Below are 14,750 nucleotides of genomic sequence, written 5' to 3'. Positions count from 1 at the left end.
TATTTTTAATAATGTAATCAGATCACATTATTTATGAGTAGATACCTCCGTTGATATTAATGACTTCCCCAGTGATATAAGACGACTTTTTTGATGCTAAAAATGCTACCAAATCTGCTACTTCTTCTGCTTCTCCAAAACGGTTTGCCGGAATCATTGCTTTCAATTCGTTCTCATCAAAATCCTGAGTCATGTCGGTTTTGATAAAACCTGGCGCCACTGCATTAACTGTAATATTTCTCTTAGCAATTTCTTGAGCCAAAGCTTTCGTCGCACCAATTACTGCTGCCTTTGCTGCTGAATAATTGGTTTGGCCCGCTGTTCCCTTCACTCCGGAAACAGAAACCATATTGATGATTCTTCCATATTTGTTACGTAACAACTTCTGAATGAAGAAATTAGTCACATTGAAAAAACCATTCAAACTTGTATTGACAACATTATTCCAATCCTCGTGCTTCATCCACATAAATAAGCCGTCTCTCGTGATTCCTGCATTATTGACAATGACTTCAACTACAGAATCCGGATTTTTTTCCTGCCAATTTCCAAGAACCGATTGTACTTCTTCAGCATTTCCTACATCAAATTTAATAATTTCGCCAGTAGATCCCAATTCTTTAACACCTTGTAAAGTTTCCTCTGCAGCAGCCTGATTGGAAGTATAATTAATCAAAATATGATAATTATTTTCTTCTGCCAGCTTCAAACAGATCGCTCTACCAATTCCTCTGGAACCTCCAGTTACGATTGCACATTTCATAATCTTCTTCGATTAATTTGATTATTGATGTAAACCTTCGGTTTTCATCAGATATTCTTTTACTTTTTGCAAATATGGATACATTACCATATCATCTGAAAAAGCTGGAATTATTTTTCTGATTTCCTCATACAATTCTTTTGTTGAAGATGAAATCCTTTCTTGAAACCCAAGATATTCGATAGCTTGGACAATGGTAATCAATTCAATTGATAATACTTCGAAAGCATTTTCTATTACTTTTCTGCAAATAACCGCAGCATTGGTTCCCATACTTACAATATCCTGATTATCATTATTATTAGGAATACTGTGAACATACATCGGATTGGACAACATCTGACTTTCTGCCGTTGTAGAAGTTGCCGTGAACTGAACGCCTTGCATCCCAAAATTGAAACCTAATTTCCCCAAATTCACAAATGGAGGAAAAATTTCATTGATTTTAGAATTCAAAAGATAGTTTAGTTGTCTCTCTGCTAACATTGTCAACTTTGTAACAACAATTTTCAGCTTGTCCATTTCCAACGAAATATAATCCCCGTGGAAATTCCCGCCGTGATAAACGTGTTGATCTTCAACATTGATAATTGGATTATCGTTCGCAGAGTTAATCTCGTTTTCAAGTACATTTTCTGTGTATTCCAACGTATCAAGAACTGGCCCCAAGATCTGAGGAACACATCTCAAAGAATAATATTCCTGAACTTTTTCTTTGAAAACTTTATCTTGCTCCTCAAAACTTGTATATAAGTGGTCTTCTCTTTTTCTAATTAACTTACTATCAGATAAATAAGCTCGCATTTTCTCAGCAACCTTTTGTTGTCCGAGATGCTTTTTAGTTGCATTCAACGATTCCGAAAAATGGTCATCGTAAGCCTGAACCAGCTCATTGATTGCGCAAGATAATTTAATAGAAATATCAGTTAGTTGATTGGCTTTATATGCATTCACGATCCCGATTCCTGACATCACAGAAGTTCCGTTCATCAAAGCCAAACCTTCACGGATTTCAACTTTTATAGGTTCTAATCCTAGTTCAGCAAAAACATCTTTTGTTGATCTTCTTTCGTCTTTATAAAAAACCTCACCTTCTCCAATAAGGACCAAAGCCAAGTGTGCCAACTGAACCAAATCTCCACTTGCGCCAACACCGCCATGTTCGAAAATCAAGGGCGTAACATCTCTGTTTATTAATTCTTTAAGTAAATGAATAACCGAATCGTGAACACCAGAGTGTCCTAGCGACAAGACATTCAATCTTGCCAACATACAAGCCTTAACTTCATCCGTTGGCAAAGGATTTCCGATACCTGAAGAATGGCTTCTTATCAAATTATACTGAAGCTGATGTGTATCGCTATCGTTGATTTTGAACTGCGCCATTGGTCCAAAACCAGTATTGACACCATAAATGACTTTGTTTTTTGAAAACTCTTTTAGAAATTGGAAACTGGCATTGGCTCTCTGCAAAAGTGAATCATCCAACTCTACATTTTCATTTTCAACAATTACCCTTTGGAAATCCCGAATGCTTAAATGGTTGCTAATTTTCATTAATTATAGGAATAAAAGACAAATTTGGAATATAATTAAATATTTGTCATTAATTTTGCGCAAAGATAAAAGTTTTATTAAACAAATGAGTAAAGAATTTGTTGATGTTCTCGTAATAGGCGCAGGACCTTCGGGTTGCGTTTCCTCTGCATATCTGAAAAATAACAACATCAACGTCAAAGTTGTTGAAAAAACAAAGTTCCCAAGACTGGTTGTTGGCGAGAGTTTGATTCCCCGCGTGATGGATCATTTTGAAGAAGCTGGATTGTTTCCGGCATTGGACAAAATGGGATTTGAGAAGAAATTGGGTGCTCGTTTTATGCGAGGTGATGAAGTTTGCATTTTCGATTTCAGCAACAAGTTTGGAGAAGGCTGGGATTGGACCTGGCAGGTTCCGAGAGCCGATTTTGACAATACATTAGCTCAGGAAGTTATTAATAAAGGAATCGATCTTGAATTTGAAACTGAAGTTGTTGGAATTGAATTTAACGGAACTGATTCTATTACAACAGTTAAGAACAGAGACGGAGAAACCAAGGAAATTCATGCTAAATTTGTTATTGATTCCAGTGGTTATGGACGGGTTTTACCGAGACTTTTAGATTTAGAAAAACCTTCGAAGTTATCTCCACACTCAGCTATATTTTCCCACGTTGATGATATTAATAGAGAAGAAGGTGTTGAAGGAACTTTGATTTCATTTGACATTATCGAAACCGAGGTCTGGCTTTGGGTAATTCCTTTCTCAAATGGCAATACAAGTTTGGGAATAGTTGGACCAACTGAATATATTGAAAGTTTAATCGAAAACGGAGACGCAACATCGGCCTTAAGAAAAGCGATTTCTCTTTCCGATTATTACGTCAAACGTTTTGGTGATGTTAAATTTCTATTTGAGCCGAAACATTTAAAAGATTATTCCTGTTCGGTAAAAAGTTTATTCGGAGACGGATTTGCTTTAACTGGAAATGCTTCGGAATTCCTGGATCCGGTTTTCTCATCCGGAATGGCTTTCGCTACAGAATCCGGAATGTTGGCTGCAAAATTGGCTTTAAGGCAACTGAACGGTGAAACCATCGACTGGCAAAAAGAATACTCAGATTATATTTTATATGGCGTGAACGTTTTCACAACCTACGTGAAAGAATGGTATACAGGAAATCTTCAGGAATTATTTTTTCATCAACCCGAAAATCCTGATGTGAAAAGGAAAATCTGTGCAGTTCTCGCAGGTTATGTTTGGAACAAAAAGAATCCGTTTGTGAGATTGCACGATTCTGCAGTGATTAATCTTGCAAATTACATCAAAATAGAAAAGTTAGAACAACAATAGAAAAGACCGCGATTGGCGGTCTTTTTGTTTTATTTAATTTCTTTTCTCAGAGCTTTTCCCAATTGCTTGCCTGTCACTTCATACGCTGCAGCAATTCTACCATACTCCATTGTAAAGTGTTTATTACTTTGTTTTCCTAGTATTTGTGCTGCTTGCAATTTCATTAAAACTTTGCTTGGATTATCCGTTTCAACAAAAATCAAATCTGCTGTAAGCTTTCCTTCCTGAGCTACCAAACCTGCGTGCCAGCCAGCATAGACCCATTTTGTATCAATAATCAAAGTATATTTTGTATTAACATTTTTTTTGAAAGCAATTTTTTTTGACCAGCCATTAACACCTTTCAAAAAATAATCCAAGTATTCTGTATCTTTAAATTCCTGCCAAGATTGCGACCATTTTTTCCATTCTTCCTGATTTTTCTTTGCTAGGATTTCCGTTTTTCTTCTTTCAAGATATTGAGCTTCTGTAAAATTATCAGCTTGGAAAAGTACATTTTCAAATTTAAGTTGAACATTAACTTCTGTCTGGTCTTTTAGAAAATCAAATGTCCCAAATTCAAAATTTAATTGATTCTGAGCAAATACAGTTGTTGTAACTGCTACAAATAGAATTAATAAGAGTTTTTTCATAGTTTTTTATTGAGTATAATTTTTATGGTCGTAAATCTATAAAATTAATTGGTTTTCGGCTGTTTGGATTATAAACATTTTTCGACAATACATCAAAATCCACAACTTCAATTTTTGGACTTACTCTCAGTTTTGCGCGGAAATGATCTCTGACTTCATTTACAAAACTCTCGTCTTCATTGTTCGTACTTAGTTTGATAATGATTTCGTCCAAGCCAATTTCATCCGATTGAATAACGATTTGATAGCAGAGAATATTATTAAAATCATTCAAAATATCATTCATCGCCGGTGGATAAAGTGTCGTTCCTTTGTACTTAATCATTTGTTGTTTCCTTCCTATAACAGGACTTAATCGCATTGTATTTCGTCCACATTTGCAAGGTTCGTAATACGCTTTTACCAAATCTCCGGTTTTGAATCTCAACAATGGAAGCGCTTCAACACCCAAAGTTGTAATCGTTAATTCTCCACTCTCTCCTTCTCCCACAGGATTTTCGTTTTCATCAAGGATTTCCGTGATAATCAATTCAGGATGATGATGTCCGCCAACTTGGAATTCACATTCTGTAAAAGCCGTGCTCATTTCCGTAGAAGCATAAGTTGAAAACAACCGAATACCCCATCTTTCCTTAATTTTTCGAGACAAAATATTATCTGTAAAATCCTGATTTTTGAGTCCTTCTCCAATACAAATTGCGCCGTAAACGCTGGAGTTTTTATAATCAATATGATGTTTCTCGGCGTAATCTATCATTTTCAAAAGAAAAGATGGAACGGTTATCAGATATTTTGGCTTGTATCTGAAAATCGAATCCCATTGCAATTCCGGAATTCCGGGTCCCATTCTCACGACACTTGTGCCCATTTTTCTGAGTCCAAGAAAATAAGCCAAACCAGCCATAAATCTTTTATCAATGGTCGTAATCATTTGCACAACATCACCTTTTTGAATTCCTGCACAAGCAAAGGAAATTGCCTCATTATAAGCTAATCTCTCCAAATCTTTATCCGAAAGTCCGAAAGTTACAGGATCACCCAAAGTTCCCGAGGTCGTACTATAATCAACAATCTCGCTTTGCGGAACACAGAAAAAATCATCATTATTTTGTTGAATATCATTTTTAGAAGTCGTAGGAATTTTTTGTAAATCTTCTAAAAAGTTAATCCGACTGATATCAATATTGTTCTCTTTAAAAAGTTTCTGGTAATAGGGCGAATGATTTTCCAGGTAAACCAAAAGTTCTCTCAATTTGCCTTCCTGAAAGCTTTTGATTGAATCTGAATCTGATTTTTCAATAATTGGGTATAGTTCCAAGGATGTAATTTTATGACACAAATTTATAAAACATAATACAATTTTATGATTCTGAATTTGAAGTTTTTAACATTCAAAAACCACTCAAAAGATGTGCTAAAAATCGACAAAAATCACTAAATTCGCAAACTTAATCCACAAGAAACAGATTTGACACATTAAAAATGAGCAAGTTTACCGAATATAAAAATCTTAGCCTTACCGAAACTGCTAAAAACATTGCAGAATTTTGGAAAAATAACGACACTTTCAAAAAATCCGTAGAACTTCGTGAAGGACAACCGGAGTTTGTTTTTTACGAAGGACCGCCTTCCGCCAACGGAATGCCTGGAATTCACCACGTTATGGCAAGAGCGATTAAGGATATTTTTTGCCGTTACCAAACACAAAACGGGAAACAGGTTTTTCGTAAAGCTGGCTGGGACACGCACGGACTTCCTGTAGAATTGGGTGTTGAAAAAGAATTGGGAATTACCAAAGAGGATATCGGGAAAAAAATCACAATCGAAGAATACAACGAAGCTTGTAAAAACGCCGTGATGCGTTACACCGACGTTTGGAACGATATGACCGAAAAAATTGGTTATTGGGTTGATATGGAAAATCCATACGTGACTTATATGCCAAAATATATGGAAACGGTTTGGTGGCTTTTGAAGCAGATGTATGACAAAGGTCTTATCTACAAAGGCTACACCATCCAACCTTATTCACCTAAAGCCGGAACAGGATTATCTTCCCACGAGGTTAATCAACCTGGGGCTTATCGTGATGTGACTGATACGACTGTTGTGGCACAATTCAAGACTTTGCCGGAAACTTTGCCTTCATTTTTACAAGGTTTTGGCAATGTTCATTTCCTGGCCTGGACAACAACGCCTTGGACTTTGCCATCCAATACCGCTTTGACGGTTGGTCCAAAAATCGATTATGTTTTAATTAAGACGTTCAATCAATATACATTTGAGCCGATTAATATTGTTTTAGCGAAAGCCTTAACCGGAAAACAATTTGGAAAGAAATATGTTGAAGGAACCGATGAAGATTTTGCAAACTACACTTCAGAAAGCAAAACAATTCCTTATCAGATTTTAGCTGAATTCAAAGGTGCTGATTTGGTTGGAATCAAATATGAGCAACTTTTAGATTACGCAAAACCTTATCAAAATCCAGAAAATGCTTTCCGCGTAATTGCCGGAGATTTCGTAACAACGGAAGACGGAACGGGAATCGTTCACACAGCACCAACTTTCGGTGCGGACGATGCTAAAGTAGCAAAAGAAGCTTCGCCTGAAGTTCCACCAATGTTGGTTTTGGATGAGAACGGAAATCCGGTTCCTTTGGTAGATTTACAAGGTAAATTTTTATCTGTTGTTAATGATGAAATCTACGGTTTTGCTAATGAATATGTGAAGTCTGAGTATCTCAATGATGAAGAAAAGAATGTTGAATTCAATATTCAGAAAGAGAATTTAAAATCAATTATCGCAGATTTAAAAGTTTATTTATCTGTTGATGAGAGAATCGCACTTAAATTAAGAAAAGAAAACAAAGCTTTCAAGGTTGAAAAATATGTTCACAGTTATCCGCACAGTTGGAGAACCGATGAACCTTTGTTGTATTATCCGTTAGATTCTTGGTTCATCAAAGTCACAGATGTCAAAGACAGAATGTTCGATTTGAACGAAACCATCAACTGGAAACCAAAATCTACTGGTGAAGGCCGTTTCGGAAACTGGTTGAAAAATGCCAACGACTGGAATCTTTCCCGTTCAAGATATTGGGGAATTCCGTTGCCAATCTGGAGAACAGATGATAAAAAAGAAGAGGTTTTAATCGGTTCTGTTGAGGAATTGTACAACGAAATCGAAAAATCCATCAAAGCCGGTTTCCAGAAAGAAAATCCTTTCAAAGGTTTTGTGATTGGCGATATGTCAGAAGAAAACTATGCAAAAGTTGACCTTCACAAAAATATTGTGGACCAAATCACTTTGGTTTCAGCTTCTGGAAAACCTATGAAGCGTGAAAGTGATTTGATTGATGTTTGGTTCGATTCAGGTTCGATGCCTTATGCGCAGTTGCACTACCCTTTCGAAAATAAAGAACAAGTTGACAACAACAAAGCTTTCCCTGCAGATTTTATCGCGGAAGGCGTTGACCAAACACGTGGATGGTTCTATACTTTGCATGCTATTGCAATAACGGTTTTTGATTCTGTAGCTTATAAAAATGTAGTGTCGAACGGTTTGGTTCTTGACAAAAACGGACAGAAAATGTCTAAACGTTTGGGGAATGCTGTTGACCCATTCGAAACGCTTTCTGTTTACGGACCGGATGCAACGCGTTGGTATATGATTTCCAATGCGAATCCTTGGGAAAACCTGAAATTCGACATTGAGGGAATTGATGAAGTGAGAAGAAAATTCTTCGGAACACTTTATAATACTTATTCTTTCTTCGCTTTGTATGCCAATGTTGATGGATTTAAATATCTTGAAAGCAACGTAGAAAATCGCCCGGAAATTGACAGATGGATTTTATCCGAATTAAACTTATTAATCAAAGAAGTAAAATCTTTCTACGAAGATTACGAACCGACAAAAGCATCAAGAGCTATCAATACTTTTGTTAATGACAACTTGTCCAATTGGTACGTGAGATTGTGCAGAAGACGTTTCTGGAAAGGTGATTATTCTGATGACAAAATCTCTGCTTATCAGACTTTATATACTTGTCTTGAAACTATTGCTAAACTTTCTGCGCCAATTGCACCATTCTTTATGGACCAATTGTTCCAGGATTTGAACAAAGTGACAGGCAAAGATTTGGTAAATTCTGTTCACTTGACGGATTTCCCTGTTGCAGATGAAAGTTTGATTGACCAAGATTTGGTTGAGAAAACACATTTGGCTCAACAAATAACTTCTATGGTTTTTTCATTGAGAAAAAAAGAAAATGTAAAAGTTCGTCAGCCACTTCAAAAAGTGATGATTCCTGTTTTGGACAAAAAGACAGAAGAGCAAATTTTGGCAGTTTCAGAATTAATTAAACAAGAAGTTAACGTTAAAGAATTACAATTGATTAATGCAGAAGAAGCGTCGCATCTTATTGTAAAACAGATAAAACCAAATTTCAAAACACTTGGTGCGAGATTAGGAAAAGATATGAAAACGGTTGCTGGAGAGATTTCAAACTTCAGTTCTGAGCAAATTGCTGAACTTGAAAAATCAGGAAAAGTAGAGGTTGCAGGCTACGAAATTACGATAGAAGATGTGGAAATTTCTACGAAAGATATCCCGGGTTGGACTGTTGCAAGTGAAGGAAAAACAACTGTGGCATTAGATTTGGTATTGACGGATGAATTGAAGGCTGAAGGAGTCGCAAGAGAGTTCATCAACAGGGTTCAAAACCTTAGAAAAGACAAAGATTTTGAATTAACGGACAGAATATCAATCCAGTTGGAAGAATCTTGCCCTTACAAAGAAGAATTTATTAACAATGATGCATATATTTCTGCAGAAGTATTGTCGGATAAAATAGAATTTGTAAATTCACTTTCAAATTATGACGAAATAGAGATAGATGAAGAACAATTCAAAGTAAAAATTGAGAAAAAATAATCAATATTTACTTTCTGTTAAGAATTTATTAATTGAAAGTATTACAAGAATTAATTCAAATTTTATCTTTATTCTTGCTGATTTAAAAATGTGTGGCTGCTAAGGAAAGCCAAAAAATAAAAATTTGAACAATTAATAACGATGGAAATGGCAGACGAAAAATTACGATATAGTGATGCTGAACTTCAGGAATTTAAAAAACTGATCCAAGATAAAATTTCAAAAGCTGAGAATGACCTTGGCCTTATTAAAGAAAGTTTTATCAACAATCAAAATAACGGTACAGATGATACTTCACCAACCTTCAAAGCGTTTGAAGAAGGTGCAGAAACGCTGAGCAAAGAACAAAATGCTATCTTGGCATCCAGACAGGAAAAATTTGTTCGTGACTTGAAACACGCTTTGATCAGAATAGAGAACAAAACGTATGGTGTTTGCAGAGTAACAGGAAAACTAATCCCAAAAGAAAGATTAAAAGCAGTACCTCATGCTACTTTGAGTATCGAAGCTAAGAACATGCAAAGATAAATCACTAATTATCAAAATATTAAGTCCGAATTTCTGATTCTAAAGATTGGAAATTGGGACTTTTTTCTTATAACAAAATGACTTTTTTAATTATTTTTCTTTTGATTATCGTCATCGGTTTTGCATTAAGCAGAAACAAATCGATTAAAAATATCTTCAACCCTGAGAAAAAATATTATACGATTGATGATGAATATAATGCTAAAAGAAAAGATCGGGAAGACGAAATCGATAAACTCCTTGGAAAAATGGGAAAAAATGGCTTGGCTGATTTGTCCGAAAAAGAACGCAAAAGGCTGGACGAATTGTCTAAGAAATAAGTAATTTGAATTACATTTGCAAAAATTTTTCTTGAAGAAAAATTAATTTAAAAACATTCAGAAATGGAATCAATCATTGTACATCCAAAAAATTCTATGGAGCTGACAGCACTGAAAAGTGTTTTGAAAGATATGGGAATTGAGTTTGAAAAATTTCACACGAAAAATAATTTTCATAACCAGAAAACCATCCAAAAAATCAGTGAAAGAAAAGACAAAAAAATTACCCGAAACCAAAAACCAAAAGGATTGTAATGAAAAAGATTGCTGCCATTACTCTATTGATACTTTTCATTGATCAATTTTCTAAAATCTACGTTAAAACCCATTTCTATCTTGGAGAAAGTGTGAATGTTTTCGGACTCAACTGGTTCAAGATGACTTTTGTGGAGAATCCTGGAATGGCTTATGGGTTGCATTTCGGAGGCCTATGGGGAAAATATGCTTTGATTCTTTTAAGAATTGTTTTAGCGATTGGAATGGTTGTTCTATTCAAAAAATGGCTGAGAGAAGGCGCTTCCAATTATTTGATTATTCCAATGGCAATGATATTTGCCGGTGCAATAGGTAATGTTTTTGATGGGGTTTTCTACGGTGTAATTTTCGACAGCGGAACTTTTTATGATGCAGAATCCGGAAGATGGATTGATTATGGCGGGATTTCTAAACTGACTCAATTCGGTCACGGTTATTCGGATTTGATGAAAGGTTGCGTTGTTGATATGCTGCATTTCCCTTTGGTTGATACAACTTGGCCAGAATGGGTTCCTATTTTTGGAGGCAACAGAATTGAATTCTTCAAATATATTTTCAACGTTGCGGATAGTTCTATTACGCTTGGTGCATTATTTCTTTATATCTTTAGAAAAAAAGCATTCCCGAACGGATTGGATTTTTAAAGAATTCTAAATTAAAACACAAATGAAAATACTTAAAAACTTAATCAAAATATTCCTGTTGCTTATTGTAGCAGGATTTCTTTTTATCGTTTTTGCCAATTATTCCATCAAAAAAGAAAGCGATTCTTTTATTTCGTATTCGGTTTCTGAACTTCCGAAGGTGAAAACTGCGGTAGTTTTAGGTACCAATAAAAGCCTGAGCAACGGAAATCCCAATCTTTATTTCAAATACCGAATCGATGCTGCCACAGAATTATACAAATCAGGAAAGATAGAATCAATCATTGTAAGCGGTGACAATTCTGTAAAAGGCTATAATGAGCCTGAGCAGATGAAGCTAGACCTTATCGCCAATGGAATTCCTGCGGACAAAATCTATGAAGATTTCGCCGGTTTTAGAACCTTGGATTCTGTTGTGAGAGCGAAAGAGATTTTTGGACAAAACAAAGTTATTTTCATTTCACAGAAATTTCATAATGAACGGGCGGTTTTTTTGGCTCAAAAATTTGGGATAGAAGCCTTTGGATATAATGCAAAAGACGTCAACAAATATGCTGGACTGAAAACCAATCTTCGCGAATATCTCGCAAAGGCAAAGGCTTATTTGGATATTTGGTTTAATGTTGAACCCAAGTTTGGCGGCGAGAAGATTGAAATCAAATAATTTTTGTTATTTTTAGAATCAATATTCTACTTATGACAAGATTCTTATTTTTGGTTTTCAGTGGTATGCTTTTTCTGTTTTCCTGCAAAGGAAATAAGGAGACTGATGACTTTGCCAATTCTGAAGATTATCAAAATCTTCTTTTGGGAATTCCGCAAGCTCAGATAGATTCTATTCGAAAGAGTGAAGAGAAAAAACAAGTGCTTCTGAGAAAGCACTCTTACGAATTGGATTCTGTCACAACGGTTGATTTGATGCTTCCCATTGGAAATTTTCTGAAAGAATATTCATTTTCAAGCGACATTAACATTGCAGACCCCAACTCAACTTCGGAAATAGATGAAGCGGAAAGTCCGATGAGTGTTGGTGTTCAAAATCCTTTTTCTGAAGGTGATTCGGGGGAAGTTTTGTTGATTGGAAAATCTTCAAACCCTAATATTTTTCCGGTTTCTGACATCAAAAAGTACAATGAAACAGAGAAAATTCTATTTGAAAGTAAAGATGCATTGATGTTTATAGATGGTTTTGGGAGAAAAAAATTGTACTATCGGATCTACAATCCAACAACTTCTATGTATTATCTCTACACCGCAGAAGTTCCAAAATACAATGATCAGAAATTACAATACGCAGCGTTATTTTCGATTTACAAAAAAACTCAAAACCTACTGGCTTTTAACAAAGAAACACCGGCAGAAAATCTAAGTTGGGAGAAGGTAAAACCGAGCATTTCTGAACCGGAATTAAAAAACTATGACGCTTTCTACAAATCTCTGGCAAAGGATCTGAAATATTTCCTCAAGGATAATGACAGCGTCAACATCGAAAAGGGGAAAATTCAACTCTATCTTTATCGTGATGAAGATCATACGAAAAACACTTTTGATCAAGTTACGATTCTGGGAAATTCTGAGTTCACTGGCACTTTCGACAATTTAGATTTTCAAAATCGATTATATCGTGGTTATTTTCACAGAATTTATGATCGTGATGACGAGTTCAAAGTCATTAGAAAAATCAGCGACAACAGCATTTTGGTAAAAACAACTCATATTGGTTATAGTTCGGATACCATTAATTATTACATCATTAGTTCCATAAAAACTGAAAAAGGACAGTTTTATCTCATCAGTCCGACTAACGAAAATGGCGATGATTTGACTTCTTTGATGAATGATTATTTTAGTAAAAATTTAAAAATCTAATGATGAAAGCAATTTTTTCACTTCTGATATTGTCCATTGTCACAATTTCCTGCAATCCTGTTGGCGAAATTGTAACCGAAGAAACACCACTCGATCCACAATTGGTCAACACTGTAGAAAACCTTGACCTCAAAAAAGGAGATGTTCTTGTAATCTGGGGAAAAATGGATGCTTCTTTTCTGAAGAATGACAATGTTCCTATTTTTCATCTAAGTTATAACCTTAGCCTTGATGATAAAACGATTGAAAACAAAACCGTAGGGATGTTTGCGGACAACAGCAGAATTATTAATTCTACCCACGAAATCCGAAAAGAGGAAAAGGAAGAAAATAATGCAGATGTTTTTGAAGATACTTCCACCAACGAAGAATCTTCAACCGAGAAACCAGAAAAAATTGCAGAATCAGATTGGACTTTTGAACAGGAAGTTATCCAAATCCCAATCGAAAAAGATGGTAAATACACATTAGATTATAAAGCCAACAGCTCAGATCAAGCTGCTGACAGTATGTTTACAAAAGTTTCTGTGATTATACGAAAGAAATAAATTTATTTTTTATTCAAAGTTTGATAGGCGATATAATAAATACCGTAGAAAACGATCGTCAACATAATCATCGCTATGGAAAATGTATGTTTTACCAAATCTAAAATGTAGTCTTTAAAAATAAATTCGGTTGAATAAAGCCCTCCATAAAAAGGGAAAACCTTAGTCATTGTAACAATTGCCGCCAAAAGCACTGCAAAAATCCAGTTGTATTTTTTGATATAAGCTACAATCCATACACTTGCTATATAAATAAAACTCAGCAAGAGTCCTTCCACCCTTTTATCATTATCAAGAATATCATTTTTGTAGTAAAACAAGATCAGAATTGATGCAATAATCAAATGGATTTTCTTGAGTTTACTGATGTTTTCTACTGATAAAAATTTGATTTTATCATCAAATTTTATCATTAACAGAGGCACAATATTGACAATCGGCATCCAGACCGTACTTCCCACAATCCCGTAATATTTTTGTTTCAGAATACTTCTTTCTTTCAAAAGCTGACCAACAAATCTTGTACAAATAATGAAGACTGCGATGACAGAAATGTTATTCAGCCAGCCAAAAATCGTCAGTTTCTTACCAAAAAAATCGAGTTCCAGCGATACTGCACTTTCTATCAGATAACCAAAAGAAAAAATGATGCAGCTGATAACAATCAAAACTGTAACACCAAAATAACGATTGGCAAATTGAAGTATTTTATTGGAGAATGTATATATATTTTCTTTGTTTGCAAGGCAACTCATTAAAAATAAAAATGTGCCTAAAAATGCTACACTTCTGACAGATGTAAGAATGTAAAATAATAACGTGATAAAAAATTCTGTAGTTTTTGAGCTAAATGTTGCCGAGGACACAATCTGTTCTATAAAATCCAAATCGGAATTATAAAGTGAAAACAAGCCTAAAACAAGCAGGAAAACTTTGAGAAAAGACCGTTTTCCCGTTATATTTTCTTCTCGCAAATAATTTTTGGAAAGAACAAAAACTGTTGCCAATGTTAGCAGAAGTGATGTGTAATTTTTGAGGGTTTTAGAATCAATAATAGTTTCAAAAGGAATATAATAATCCAAAGTTTGTTTGAAATCTTTCAGAAAAAAGAAAGAAATAATTAAAAATGGTAAAACCATCAGAAGTGGTTTCCAACGCTTATTAACAACAAAATAATAAGAGAAAAACAAACAAGATAATGCGGAAGACAAAAAGTCTAAGAATTTTGCAAGAAATGATGTTGTAACTTCTGGATAAAAATAATTGCTTACAAAATCTATCCCGATAAAAATGATTAGAAAAATCCAAAGTTTTTGAATTGATTTGAATATCTTATGTGATAAAACGTCGTTATTCTCCATTT

General features: G+C 34.8%; 14 protein-coding genes. 9 read left to right on the top strand and 5 right to left on the bottom strand.

Annotation, left to right across the window (positions count from 1 at the left end; genetic code table 11):
- Positions 1-31: 31 nt before the first annotated feature.
- Together fabG and BUR19_RS14795 are read right to left on the bottom strand one after the other, a co-directional pair.
- The gene (gene fabG, locus BUR19_RS14800; protein ID WP_074236215.1) at positions 32-763 is read right to left on the bottom strand and encodes a 3-oxoacyl-ACP reductase FabG; all 732 of its coding nucleotides are present in this window, start codon (positions 761-763) and stop codon (positions 32-34) included.
- Between the two features lie 21 nt (positions 764-784).
- On the bottom strand, positions 785-2,320 hold the full coding sequence (locus BUR19_RS14795) for an HAL/PAL/TAL family ammonia-lyase (RefSeq protein WP_074236214.1): 1,536 nt from the start codon (positions 2,318-2,320) through the stop codon (positions 785-787).
- An 85-nt stretch (positions 2,321-2,405) separates the two neighbouring features.
- Between BUR19_RS14795 and BUR19_RS14790 the strand changes: the two genes are divergently transcribed.
- Complete coding sequence (locus tag BUR19_RS14790) at positions 2,406-3,653, top strand: NAD(P)/FAD-dependent oxidoreductase (RefSeq protein WP_074236213.1); 1,248 nt, start codon at positions 2,406-2,408, stop codon at positions 3,651-3,653.
- A gap of 29 nt (positions 3,654-3,682) precedes the next feature.
- Here the strand turns inward: BUR19_RS14790 and BUR19_RS14785 are convergent, their stop codons facing one another.
- Positions 3,683-4,285: a hypothetical protein gene (locus BUR19_RS14785; protein ID WP_074236212.1), complete on the bottom strand. Its 603-nt coding sequence runs from the start codon at positions 4,283-4,285 to the stop codon at positions 3,683-3,685.
- A gap of 22 nt (positions 4,286-4,307) precedes the next feature.
- The gene (locus tag BUR19_RS14780) at positions 4,308-5,603 is read right to left on the bottom strand and encodes a phenylacetate--CoA ligase family protein (RefSeq protein ID WP_074236211.1); all 1,296 of its coding nucleotides are present in this window, start codon (positions 5,601-5,603) and stop codon (positions 4,308-4,310) included.
- 164 nt (positions 5,604-5,767) lie between these two features.
- Between BUR19_RS14780 and ileS the strand changes: the two genes are divergently transcribed.
- The 8 genes from ileS to BUR19_RS14740 all read left to right on the top strand — a co-directional run bounded on the left by ileS (position 5,768) and on the right by BUR19_RS14740 (position 13,387).
- On the top strand, positions 5,768-9,223 hold the full coding sequence (ileS, locus tag BUR19_RS14775) for an isoleucine--tRNA ligase (RefSeq protein WP_074236210.1): 3,456 nt from the start codon (positions 5,768-5,770) through the stop codon (positions 9,221-9,223).
- Between the two features lie 147 nt (positions 9,224-9,370).
- Positions 9,371-9,751 carry a TraR/DksA family transcriptional regulator gene (locus tag BUR19_RS14770; protein WP_074236510.1) on the top strand — a complete coding sequence of 127 codons (381 nt, stop codon included), beginning with the start codon at positions 9,371-9,373 and terminating at the stop codon, positions 9,749-9,751.
- A gap of 77 nt (positions 9,752-9,828) precedes the next feature.
- Positions 9,829-10,071, top strand: coding sequence for a DUF6576 domain-containing protein (locus BUR19_RS14765; RefSeq protein WP_074236209.1), 243 nt, complete (start codon positions 9,829-9,831; stop codon positions 10,069-10,071).
- Positions 10,072-10,134: 63 nt separating this feature from the next.
- Complete coding sequence (locus BUR19_RS14760) at positions 10,135-10,326, top strand: DUF2683 family protein (RefSeq protein ID WP_074236208.1); 192 nt, start codon at positions 10,135-10,137, stop codon at positions 10,324-10,326.
- Positions 10,326-10,970, top strand: a complete 645-nt coding sequence (locus BUR19_RS14755; RefSeq protein ID WP_074236207.1) for a lipoprotein signal peptidase — start codon at positions 10,326-10,328, stop codon at positions 10,968-10,970. Before BUR19_RS14760 ends, BUR19_RS14755 begins: the two co-directional genes overlap by 1 nt.
- A 22-nt stretch (positions 10,971-10,992) precedes the next feature.
- Complete coding sequence (locus BUR19_RS14750; RefSeq protein ID WP_074236206.1) at positions 10,993-11,634, top strand: SanA/YdcF family protein; 642 nt, start codon at positions 10,993-10,995, stop codon at positions 11,632-11,634.
- Positions 11,635-11,666: 32 nt separating this feature from the next.
- The gene (locus BUR19_RS14745; protein WP_074236205.1) at positions 11,667-12,839 is read left to right on the top strand and encodes a hypothetical protein; all 1,173 of its coding nucleotides are present in this window, start codon (positions 11,667-11,669) and stop codon (positions 12,837-12,839) included.
- Positions 12,839-13,387 carry a hypothetical protein gene (locus BUR19_RS14740; RefSeq protein WP_074236204.1) on the top strand — a complete coding sequence of 183 codons (549 nt, stop codon included), beginning with the start codon at positions 12,839-12,841 and terminating at the stop codon, positions 13,385-13,387. The genes BUR19_RS14745 and BUR19_RS14740 overlap by 1 nt, the downstream gene beginning before the upstream one ends.
- A 2-nt stretch (positions 13,388-13,389) precedes the next feature.
- On the opposite strand, the gene BUR19_RS14735 is transcribed toward BUR19_RS14740, so the two are convergent.
- Positions 13,390-14,748 carry a hypothetical protein gene (locus BUR19_RS14735; RefSeq protein ID WP_074236203.1) on the bottom strand — a complete coding sequence of 453 codons (1,359 nt, stop codon included), beginning with the start codon at positions 14,746-14,748 and terminating at the stop codon, positions 13,390-13,392.
- Positions 14,749-14,750: the final 2 nt, after the last annotated feature.

Origin of the sequence: Epilithonimonas zeae, from assembly GCF_900141765.1 — a bacterium.
Lineage (GTDB): Bacteria > Bacteroidota > Bacteroidia > Flavobacteriales > Weeksellaceae > Epilithonimonas > Epilithonimonas zeae.
This window is presented reverse-complemented; position numbering and strand designations above follow the sequence as displayed.

Coding starts and splice junctions, on each gene's coding strand:
- fabG (WP_074236215.1), bottom strand. CDS start 763: ATGAAATGTGCAATCGTAACTGGAGGTTCCAGAGGAATTGGTAGAGCG.
- BUR19_RS14795 (WP_074236214.1), bottom strand. CDS start 2,320: ATGAAAATTAGCAACCATTTAAGCATTCGGGATTTCCAAAGGGTAATT.
- BUR19_RS14790 (WP_074236213.1), top strand. CDS start 2,406: ATGAGTAAAGAATTTGTTGATGTTCTCGTAATAGGCGCAGGACCTTCG.
- BUR19_RS14785 (WP_074236212.1), bottom strand. CDS start 4,285: ATGAAAAAACTCTTATTAATTCTATTTGTAGCAGTTACAACAACTGTA.
- ileS (WP_074236210.1), top strand. CDS start 5,768: ATGAGCAAGTTTACCGAATATAAAAATCTTAGCCTTACCGAAACTGCT.
- BUR19_RS14770 (WP_074236510.1), top strand. CDS start 9,371: ATGGCAGACGAAAAATTACGATATAGTGATGCTGAACTTCAGGAATTT.
- BUR19_RS14765 (WP_074236209.1), top strand. CDS start 9,829: ATGACTTTTTTAATTATTTTTCTTTTGATTATCGTCATCGGTTTTGCA.
- BUR19_RS14760 (WP_074236208.1), top strand. CDS start 10,135: ATGGAATCAATCATTGTACATCCAAAAAATTCTATGGAGCTGACAGCA.
- BUR19_RS14755 (WP_074236207.1), top strand. CDS start 10,326: ATGAAAAAGATTGCTGCCATTACTCTATTGATACTTTTCATTGATCAA.
- BUR19_RS14750 (WP_074236206.1), top strand. CDS start 10,993: ATGAAAATACTTAAAAACTTAATCAAAATATTCCTGTTGCTTATTGTA.
- BUR19_RS14745 (WP_074236205.1), top strand. CDS start 11,667: ATGACAAGATTCTTATTTTTGGTTTTCAGTGGTATGCTTTTTCTGTTT.
- BUR19_RS14740 (WP_074236204.1), top strand. CDS start 12,839: ATGATGAAAGCAATTTTTTCACTTCTGATATTGTCCATTGTCACAATT.
- BUR19_RS14735 (WP_074236203.1), bottom strand. CDS start 14,748: ATGGAGAATAACGACGTTTTATCACATAAGATATTCAAATCAATTCAA.